The sequence below is a fragment of the Pseudomonas sp. SDO55104_S430 genome (assembly GCF_054070595.1).
Window position 1 is genome coordinate 1 of record NZ_JBSVXG010000206.1, and the last position, 10,014, is coordinate 10,014.

The window sequence follows — 10,014 nt, forward strand, 5'->3', positions numbered from 1 at the left end:
ATCGCCGATGGTAGTGTGGGGTTTCCCCATGTGAGAGTAGGTCATCGTCAAGATTGAATTCCAAAACCCCTGTCTGCTAACGCAGACAGGGGTTTTGTCTTTCCGGGCCAGTAAAACGCGTCAAGCAAACAGCTTCGACACATTCCCCATCGCATCATCCGCGAACCCTTGAACGAATTCCTTGAACCCACCTTCGGCATCGCCCTGCGCAGGCTCGGCAATGATGCTCCAGGTCGCAATGCAAATACCTGAACTCAAAGGCTCAACCCGCATCGCCGCCCAAAGATTAGCCACCCCCAGCGTGTTGTAGATCGTGGTCCACGTCATACACATAGCCGTGTCATCGCGAGAGTTGAGTTGCTCCACCACCAGATTGCCGTCCTTGAAGAACTTCTTGCGAAGGGACGACACGCCATCCCCCGTCATCTCGATATGCGACAGCGCCGGGATGAATCGCTCGAATCCGGCAAAATTGCCGACCACCGCCCACACCTGCGCAGCATCGGCCGCAACCTCCACCGAAGAAACCACATGGCAGCCTTGAGGGTTTTTGATCAGCGTATCGGGTTTCAGATTGATCATGGTTTTGCTCCATTTCCTGGTTGTGATGAATCAGATGAAATTGATTTCCTTGAGGTACTCGCAGCCACGGCGCAGCAGCGCCGCTGACTTCTCCGGATAACGCGCACCCATCTGCCGCACACCGGCCTGGGCGTTGTCGTGGCCAATCATCGAGATGTCGCCGATGTCTTCCTCGAAGCCGTTGAGATAAAACCCAAGCACCCCGAACAACGCGTTATCGCTATCGACCCGGCCCAACTGCTGCTGCCAGTCGGCGACGCTGACCAAAGAGAATTCCCGGCCGCTCTCACGAAAGGACGCCACGTAACTGTCCCAACTCAACGGCTCGGGGTTGTGCAGGTTGAACACCGCTTTTTCCGGCTGATAGCGGCTGGCATGAAAGGCGATGAAGCGGGCGAGAAAATCCACCGGCATCAAATCGAAATTGAGCGCGAACTCCGGCACCTGGCCGAGCTGAATCGACCCCTTGAGCATCAGCATCAAGCGATTCTTGTGGGGCTGACACACGCCCGTGAGGCTGTTGAAACTGATATTGCCGGGGCGATAGAGATTGACCCACACACCGAGCGCACGAGCCCGCTCCAGAATCCGCTCCCCCACCCACTTGGACAGGTTGTAACCATTCTTGATGTAGATCGGCGGAGTCTGCGCGGCAGGCAACTCAAGCACCCGACCCTCGCTGGTAATCGTGCTGGACGCCGAGAGCGTCGAGACGAAATTGAAGATCTTCTTGCTGCGCCCTTCACACAGTCGCAGGCACTCGAAAATCGGCTCGACGTTGTCCCGAGCCAGCGACTCGTAATCGAGCACGTGGTTGACGTTGGCCGCGTTGTGCACCAGCGCGCCGAACTCCTGATCCAGCCGTTCGTAAACCGCCTGTGAGAGCCCCAAGGAAGGCTGCGTGATATCTGCCGCGTAAACCCTCACCCGACTCAGGTCCAGGTGCTCCAGGCGGTTCTCCCGCAGCGCCACAGTGAAACGTTCTGCAGCCGACTGCCCACCACCGTCGCGGACGAGGCAAGCTACCTCGCTCGCTCCCCACGCCAACAACGCTTCGACGATATGCACCCCGACAAAACTGTTGGCACCGGTCACGATCACCTTGTGCACATCGCCCATTTGCCCGACAGGTAACGGCTGCACCGCAAGCTCACGGGAGGCGTCGGCCAGGGCCCGTTCGCTCAGCACCTCTTCGCTACCGGAACCACGAACCAGCGTCGCCAGCTTCGCGATCGTAGGAAGCTCGATGAACCGGTTGATCGAAATGCTGCGCCCGAATTCCTCACGCAAACGCAGCAACATTCGCGACAGCAGGATCGAATGGCCGCCAAGATTGAAAAAGCTTTCATCGGTCGAAATATCGCTCGCCGGCAGGTCCAACAAGTCAGCCCAGATCTCCAGCAAACGCGCTTCATCGGCGCTGGCCGGCAGACGTCGCGCCACCAGCTCACTGACACTCACTGGCAGCTCCAGCAGCGCCTTGCGATCAACCTTGCCGTTACTTGCATAGGGCATGCACGCAAGCTCGGTCCACGCAACGGGCCGCATGTAGTCCGGCAAACAATCGGTGGCATGTGCCTTCAGCGTTTCCAGAGCAACACCAGGCTGAGGCTGTGCAAGGAAGGCCAGAATCCGTCGCTGACTGTCGATCACCACCGCCACCTGACGATACAACCCGGCGTCCCGCAGGCAGCGCTCAATCTCCTCCGGCTCGACCCGAAACCCGCGAATCTTCACCTGATTGTCCCGCCGCCCACACAACTCGATCCCGCCAGCAGTCCACCTCGCCATATCCCCCGTGCGATAAACACGAAGGCTTCGTCCATCCGGTAGATTCAGGTCCAAATAGCGCGAAGAGGTCTGCTGCGGATTGTTCAGATACCCCAGGCACACCCCGGGCCCGACGATGTACAACTCGCCGACCGTCTGCTCGATCACCGGCTGCATATCCTCATCGAGAATCAGCACCTGGCTGTTGGCGATCGGCTCACCCAAACACCGATTGTGATCGCCCGCCTGCAATCGACGCGCTGTGATCAGCACCGTGGCTTCAGTAGGCCCATAGAGGTTGTAAAGCTTGCCCTGGCGGCTCAGTTGCTCGATAACCCAAGGCTCGCAGACATCGCCCCCGGTCATCACATGCTCGAGTTCACGCAGCTGCTCCAGCGGCAGGATGCTCAGCAGTGCCGGTGGCAAGAATGCGTGGCTCAGCCGATGCTGGCGGATCAGCTCCACCAGTTGCAGCGGGTCGCGACGCTGATCGTCGTCGGGCACGATCAGCTCGGCGCCTTGCAGCAGGGTCGGGAAGATATCGATCAGCGATGAGTCGAAACTCAGCGAAGAAAACTGCAGTACCCGACTTTGCTCGCTCAACTGCACGTAGTCGGCGTACCACGCTGTGAAGTGCGCGAGGTTGGTCTGGCTGAGCAGCACGCCTTTGGGGTGGCCGGTGGTGCCCGAGGTGTAGAGCGCCATGCACGGCGCGTCGAGATCGAGACGACGGCGCATCAGCGGTTGATCGAGACTCACCCCTTCGGCATCGATAGCGGTGATGTCCAGCCCCGGCATATCAATCGCCAGCGGATGCTGTCCGTCATGCAGCAGCAACACCGCGCCGGCGTTCGACAGAATGTATTGCTGACGTTGCAGCGGATGGCTCGGCTCCAGCGGCAGGTACACCGCGCCGCACCCCAGCACCGCCAGGATCCCCGCATACAGCGCACTGCATTTTGGCAGACAGATGCCCACCACCGGCGGTCCTTCCAGAGAGTCAAGCAACGGCTGCAAACGCTGCTGTATCGCACAACTCAATGCATGCAATTGGCGATAGTCCAACACGCTTCCCCCAACATTCAGCGCCGGTCGCCGGGCAGACTGAATGAAACGCTGCTCAAGCCGCTCGATCATCGGTATCTGAGCAATGGCCAGCAGCCGGGGATCAGCCGTCGCGTTGAGCCGATGGACGAAGGCCAGGCTGTCCAGAAACAGCAGATTCTCAACCGATTCGAAGTGAGGACAAACCGCAGATTCGGCGAGCCTGAAATATTCGGCGTCCCGCGAGTAGCGACTCACCAGCAAACTCACCTGATCCACCAGTTCCGCCAGAGCCCTCAAGCGCAGCGCCTGACCGTTGCCCGAAGGCTCATCGGCCATCGGCACTCGACTCAACCATCTGGAATCGACTGCGCATAAAAGATCCAGCGAGGGCAAGCCCGAGGCACCGGCCAGACCAACGCCCACTTGCAGCGTCAGGCGCGGTGCATCAATGGACACCTGCCAGTCGAGGCTCAAGTCATCGATCAGCAGATCCGCCCCAAGCGGCACAGACCCATCGAGCGATTTCAAGCTTGTCAGCGCATGTCCATGTTGTTCCAGTTCCAGCCCCAGGTCGGTCAAGGCCTGGCTTCGTCCAATCAGCAGAATGTCGAGACGTCTCATGGTGTACTCCTCGTCAGATCAGGTAGTCGCTCAAGGCGCTTTGCACGCACGACGAATCGAGCAGTGAACTGCTGCGCAGGAACCGCACGATGTTGGCCACCAGCGGGTGATGGCGATTGATCGGGTAGGCCAGTCCGGACGCCTCGCTCCTCAAGGCTAGGCGCGCGGCATCGCTGATCGGCAAGGCCTCGATCAGGCGCAGGTCGAAGGACTTCTGGATGTCGTTGGTCAGGTAATGGCCGATGAACACCGGCAGGATCTGTGCGATGCACTGGCGGTCTGCTTCGCTCGCGGTGTGCCAGTAGATGCGCACCATCCGCGTCCAGAAACCGGAGTGCCGGCCTTCGTCGAGCAAGTGATCGGCCATCAGCCCCTTGATCGATTGCTTGACCGTGTCGTCCTTGGCGAACGCCGCGACGTCGCCGGTCACGGTGTTCTCGGCAATGGCCACGCAGATCAACTCCACCGCGCTGCGCAGGTGCATCGGTGCCAGAGCGATGGCCGCCGGGATCGCCCGGCTCAGTTCGATTTCATCCGGCAGCTCGATGGGTGCGATGCCGGTCATGGCGACCGTCTGCTGCATGAAGTCCATGGCCACCAGCGCGTGGTAATCCTCGTCGATGACCACGGTCATGGCGTCGTAGCGGCAGGCGAACGGGAAGGCCAGGTCGAAGCGGTTCTTGGCGATGCTGCGGGCGGTCTTGTCGACGATCTCGGTTTCGAAAATCACCACATCGTTGATGAATTTGTACAGCGTCTGCACCAGCGCGAAATCCCGTTGCCCGGGACACTCGCGCAGGAAGGTTTCACTCAGCACCAGCGGCTGGCGGCTCAAGGGGTAGATCAGCTTGTCGTCGTTCTCCAGCACACGGCGCGGGCGGGTGCGGATGGTGGCGCGGCTCTCCCAGGTGTCGGCGAACGACAGGTAGTCGGCGGCGTTCATGCGTTCACCTCCACCAGCGCTTCGCTCATGCTCAGGCGCAGGCCGTCCCACAGCGCAATGCGGCTTTCCACCGCGGCGAGCGCGCTGGCGTACACCTCCTGTTCTCGTTGCGGATCGCCATCGACCAGGCGTGCGAGAAGTTTTTCCGCGGCGGGGCCGTGGTCCTCGGAGTCGACTTCGATGTGTCGCTCCAGGTAATAGCGAAAGGTCGGGGCCTGTTCGATGCCGATGCCCCAGTCATCGAGAATGCGCTGGAACATCTGCGGTATCACGCTCTCGCGACCATGCAGGAACGCCGCCGCAACACTGTGGCCGGGCGCATGCAGCGCGGTGTGCAGGGTATGGCGCACGAAGCGCGCCGCAGCCGGGTCGACCTCGACGCTCTGCAGCGCCACGTCATAGCTCACGCCTTCCTGTTGCAAGGCCACGAAGCGCTCGACGGCGGCAGTACAGGCGCCGACTTCGCGCATGGCATCCAGATACAACTCGAAATGGCTGTAGTGCCCCTGGGTCGGACGGTCATCGGACTCTTCCCCCAGCACGATTTCATTGATCAACCGCGCCGCCTGAGGATCACGCGGTGGAAGCCAGGGCAGGCGGGTACAGGTCAGCTCCTGCTGCAGGCGTTTGGTCAGTGACATGAAGTCCCACACGGCGAAGACATGGCTTTCCATGAAGCGCTGCAATATCGACAGTGAATTGATTTCGGAGAAAATCGGGTGCGAACTTAGTTCGGCTTTCCTTTGTTCCAGAAGTTCTTTGGTGGCGTTCATGGATAATCCCTTCAATGATCGGAAGTTGTGTTCGGCTATTGGCAGTCGGTAGTTCAACATTTTCTACTGGCGAACAAATGCCCCGGCAGGACTAAGGTCTGCAAGTTCTGGTCATGTGTTTACAAACCGCAGCTATGGGCGGCGATGGAAAAGCTAGTACATAAAAACAGTGTCGGGCAAGTTATTTTGTTGTTATTTGAAGTTATAACTTTTTCAGGTGCGATAAGTTTCAATAAGACTTTTTATTAAAGTTTTATTTGGGCGTAGTTGCTCCTTCCAACTTATATAAGTCGAAATTTTCATAAAGAGTGAATGCCTCACTCGAAGCAACTTTCCATTGGACTTTTTTGAAGTGATTTGAAGGGGTGAAAGTGAGCCGAAGGTGAGGTCGACGCTCTCCTGTCCCGGGGCAAGACTCCTTCCGTTGGTTCCTGTTGCGGGGGCTGCGTCACTACAGCAGGCGTTGCCCGTTCATGGCTCGTTGCCGACCCAGGAATCAGCGTAATTCAACGCAGGGGCGATCACCGAGACATACGAGTCGGTGATGGCTGAAGAGGGCGGGAAAGTGTGTGCGGATGGTTCTGACAAAGCATGCCTGCGATAGCGGCACCAGTGCGCTATCGCAGGATGGGAAATGCTTACCTCTGAGCTTTCTTGCTCTGCGCCTCAGGACTGTCGAGGTAGCGGGTAATGGCCTCGACGCCCCGGTTGAGGTGATGCTCAAGCAATTCCACGGAAGCGGCGACGTCGCGATTTTCGGCGGCATGCAGCAGGGCGCGGTGGTCTTCCTGGGACAGCTTGCCCAGCCCCATGGCCTCCAGATTGAAACGCAGGAAGCGTTCCTCCTCGTTCAACCCATCCTCGACCAGCCGCAAGAGGCGCTTGTTGGGTGCCTTGCAGTACAGCGACATGTGGAAAAGACGGTTGAGCCGGCCGATTTCGGTGTAGTCGTGTTCGGTTTCCAGCTCGTCGATATAGCGCGCGGCCTGTTCCAGATCAGCGGTTTCGAGCAACGGGATCGACAGGCGCAGCGCTTCGGACTCCAGCAGGATGCGCAGCGCATAGGTTTCCACGGCGTCGCCCTGAACCAGCGGCGCGACCACCGCGCCTTTGTGGGCGACCACGTTGAGCAGCGCCTGGGCTTCGAGCTGGCGCAAGGCTTCGCGCACGGGCATGCGGCTGACCCCGAACAGATCGGCCAGATCCTGTTGGCGCAGGGCGATGCCGCAAGGCAGGCGACCATCCAGAATCGCCGCACGCAAGGTCTCTTCAATGATGGAACGAGCCAGGTGCGCCGGAATCGGCCCGTTGACCTTGATACTGCTGAGAGGGTTGGGCTTATGTGTCACTACAACGCACCCTGATTGGCTGATTTAATTTTGGATCCAATTGACACTAGTAACCGCCAGGCGGCTTGTCAAACGCACGACATCGAGGCTTTTCCCAAGTCTAGTCCGCCTCGGGTGATCTCACCGTGCCATTGTTTTTTTAAGGGCTAACCTACACCATCAACCGACTTCCACCTGCCGCTCCAGAGTGCCCTGCATTGGTTTTACCTTTCCCCAAATCCCGGATATTGCGAGGGCTGTGCGGCGCCTTGCTGCTCGCCGGCATCATGCAGGGCGCTGTGCACGCCGACTGGGACTTTTCCCAGATCAGCCGTCGGGCGCAGGCATTGTACGGACCTTTGGGCGAAGGTCAGAAACGTATTGATGATTGGCAACAGTTGCTCGCTACGCAGAAGTCCATCGGCGAACTGGAGCAGCTCAATCTGGTCAACCGTTTCTTCAACCAGCGCATGCGCTACGTCGAGGACATCGACCTCTGGCATCAGGTCGATTACTGGGAAACGCCGGTCGAAGCCCTGTGGAAAGGCGCAGGTGATTGCGAAGACTACGCTATTGCCAAGTATTTCAGCCTGCGGCACCTCGGGGTGGCCAGTGACAAGTTGCGCATCACCTACGTAAAGGCCTTGCGCCTGAATCGCGCGCACATGGTGCTGACCTATTACGCACAGCCGGACGCCATGCCGCTGGTGCTCGACAGCCTGACAGACAGTATTCAACCGGCCAGCCAACGAACGGATCTGCTGCCGGTCTACTCTTTCAATGCGGAAGGGTTGTGGTTGCCGGGTACCAAGGGTAACCAGAAGGTCAGTGACACCAAGCGCCTGTCCCGTTGGCAGGATCTGCTGAAGAGAATGCAGGCCGAAGGATTTCCGGTCGAGACCACTCACTAGGAGCTGCCCACAGATGTCCTTGTTCAAACAGCTATTGATCGCAATCTGTCTGTTCCTGGTCGTCGCCTTCACCGGCAGCTTCATGGTCAGCCTGGAAAGCTCACGCACCCAATACGTCAACCAGTTGCGCTCCCACGCACAGGACGCCGCGACCGCGTTGGCGCTGTCGCTCACGCCAAACATCGACGACCCGGCGATGACCGAATTGCTGGTCAGTTCGATCTTCGACAGTGGGTACTATGCGAGCATCCGCGTGATCAATCTGTCCGACGGCAAGACGCTGGTGGAACGCAGCGGCATCCCGGTCGATACCCGTGTGCCACAGTGGTTCGTCAAGCTGATCGGCCTGGAGCCGGCCGGCGGCGATGCGATTGTCAGCCGCGGTTGGGAGCAGGCGGCGCGGGTCGAGGTGGTCAGCCATCCGATGTTCGCCCTGGCCAAGCTGTGGCAAAGCGCCTTGGGCAGTCTGGCGTGGTTGCTGCTCTGCGGCGTGGTCAGCGCAATATTGGGCGCGCTGCTGTTGCGTCGACAATTGAAGCCGCTCGACTACATGGTGCAGCAGTCCCACGCCATCGCCCGCCGCGAATTCCTCAGCCTGCCGCAACTGCCGCGCACGCCGGAATTGCGCCGCGTGGTGCAAGCCATGAACCAGATGGTCGAGAAGCTCAAGGCGCTGTTCCAGGAGCAGGCCGAACGCAGTGAAAAACTGCGGACCGAGTCCTATCAGGACAATCTGACCGGGCTGGCCAACCGGCGCTATTTCGAGATGCAATTGAACGCGCGGGTGAGTAACCCGGAGCAAGCCAGTTCTGGTTACCTGTTGTTGCTGCGGGTGCAGGATCTGGCCGGCCTCAACCAGCGTCTGGGTGGTCAGCGCACGGACGAACTGCTGACGGCGGTGGGTGAGCAGTTGTCCCGCGAATGCGCTCGCTATCCCGAAACGCAAAATCTGGTGACACGCATCCGCGGCGGCGAGTTCGCGGTGCTGGCGCCGGGGATGATGCGCGAAGAAGCGCTGCAACTGGCGCAACACCTCGACATCGCCCTGGCCAGCCTGCACGCGACCGGCGCCACCGACGTGGCCTCGGTTGCCGCCATTGGCCTGGCGCCCTTCGTTCATGGCGACACACCGCAAGCGGTACTCGGCCTGGCGGATCAGGCGCTGGCGCAGGCTGAAAGTCAGGGGGATTCGCGTTGGGTTTGCGTGGATCATAGCGCTTTGGTCGACGTCGGCGATGACCAGCATGCCTGGCACAGCTTGCTTGACCTGGCGCTTGAGCAGCGGCGATTCCGTTTGTATTTCCAACCGGTCGTGGCCAGTCAGGACACCCAGCTGGTGCTGCACTACAAAGTGCTGTCACGGCTGATCGATGATCAGGGCCAGAGCGTGGCCGCCGGGCGTTTCCTGCCGTGGCTGCAGCGCTTCGGCTGGACGGCGCGGCTCGATCGTCTGATGTTGGAGCTGGTGCTGGAGCAAATGGACGATCACGAAGAGTCGCTGGCGCTGAACCTGTCGTCCGCCTCCCTGGAAGATCCACAGGCGTTGAGCGCGCTTCTCGAATTGCTGCGCTCGCACTCCAATTTTGGACCACGCCTGACCCTGGAAATCGGTGAAGAACAATTGCCCGAACAAGCCATGCTCGAAGACCTCACGCGACGTCTGCGAAGCCTTGGCTTCTCCCTCAGCCTGCAGCACTTCGGCGGACGCTTCAGCATGATCGGCAACCTGGCGCGGCTGGGTCTTGCGTACCTGAAGATCGACGGCAGCTACATCCGCGCGATCGATCAGGAGAGCGACAAGCGCCTGTTCATCGAAGCGATCCAGCGCGCGGCCCACAGCATCGATTTGCCGCTGATTGCCGAACAGGTTGAGACCGAGGGTGAGTTGACGGTGATTCGCGAGATGGGGGTGTATGGGGTTCAGGGGCGGTTGGTGGGTGAGCCCAAACCTTGGGAGTAAAGCTTGGAAGTGATGTCGTCAGGGAATCCGTCTTCGCGGGCAAGCCTCGCTCCTACAGGGGCAATGCGTTCCGAATGTA

7 protein-coding genes are annotated in these 10,014 nt (G+C 59.7%); 2 read left to right on the forward strand and 5 right to left on the reverse strand.

Annotated elements, in window-relative coordinates; translation table 11 throughout:
- Positions 1-120: 120 nt before the first annotated feature.
- From ACW9JE_RS24750 to ACW9JE_RS24770, 5 genes are all read right to left on the reverse strand, one after another.
- Positions 121-582 (reverse strand): SRPBCC family protein, encoded by a 462-nt coding sequence (locus ACW9JE_RS24750; protein ID WP_224538286.1) that lies wholly within the window; start codon positions 580-582, stop codon positions 121-123.
- A gap of 30 nt (positions 583-612) precedes the next feature.
- Positions 613-4,020, reverse strand: coding sequence for an amino acid adenylation domain-containing protein (locus ACW9JE_RS24755; protein ID WP_457434227.1), 3,408 nt, complete (start codon positions 4,018-4,020; stop codon positions 613-615).
- A gap of 13 nt (positions 4,021-4,033) precedes the next feature.
- Positions 4,034-4,963, reverse strand: coding sequence for a diiron oxygenase (locus ACW9JE_RS24760; protein WP_224538283.1), 930 nt, complete (start codon positions 4,961-4,963; stop codon positions 4,034-4,036).
- The gene (locus tag ACW9JE_RS24765; protein ID WP_457434228.1) at positions 4,960-5,736 is read right to left on the reverse strand and encodes a DUF3050 domain-containing protein; all 777 of its coding nucleotides are present in this window, start codon (positions 5,734-5,736) and stop codon (positions 4,960-4,962) included. The genes ACW9JE_RS24760 and ACW9JE_RS24765 overlap by 4 nt, the downstream gene beginning before the upstream one ends.
- Positions 5,737-6,374: 638 nt before the next feature.
- Positions 6,375-7,085 carry a GntR family transcriptional regulator gene (locus ACW9JE_RS24770; protein ID WP_457434229.1) on the reverse strand — a complete coding sequence of 237 codons (711 nt, stop codon included), beginning with the start codon at positions 7,083-7,085 and terminating at the stop codon, positions 6,375-6,377.
- A 197-nt stretch (positions 7,086-7,282) separates the two neighbouring features.
- Here ACW9JE_RS24770 and lapG point away from each other — a divergent pair, with 197 nt between their 5' ends.
- Both lapG and lapD read left to right on the forward strand, forming a co-directional pair.
- A complete protein-coding gene (lapG, locus tag ACW9JE_RS24775) occupies positions 7,283-7,975 on the forward strand; it encodes a cysteine protease LapG (RefSeq protein WP_457434230.1) in 693 nt (230 codons plus the stop codon).
- A gap of 13 nt (positions 7,976-7,988) precedes the next feature.
- The gene (gene lapD, locus ACW9JE_RS24780; RefSeq protein ID WP_457434231.1) at positions 7,989-9,935 is read left to right on the forward strand and encodes a cyclic di-GMP receptor LapD; all 1,947 of its coding nucleotides are present in this window, start codon (positions 7,989-7,991) and stop codon (positions 9,933-9,935) included.
- The last annotated feature ends 79 nt before the right edge of the window (positions 9,936-10,014 follow it).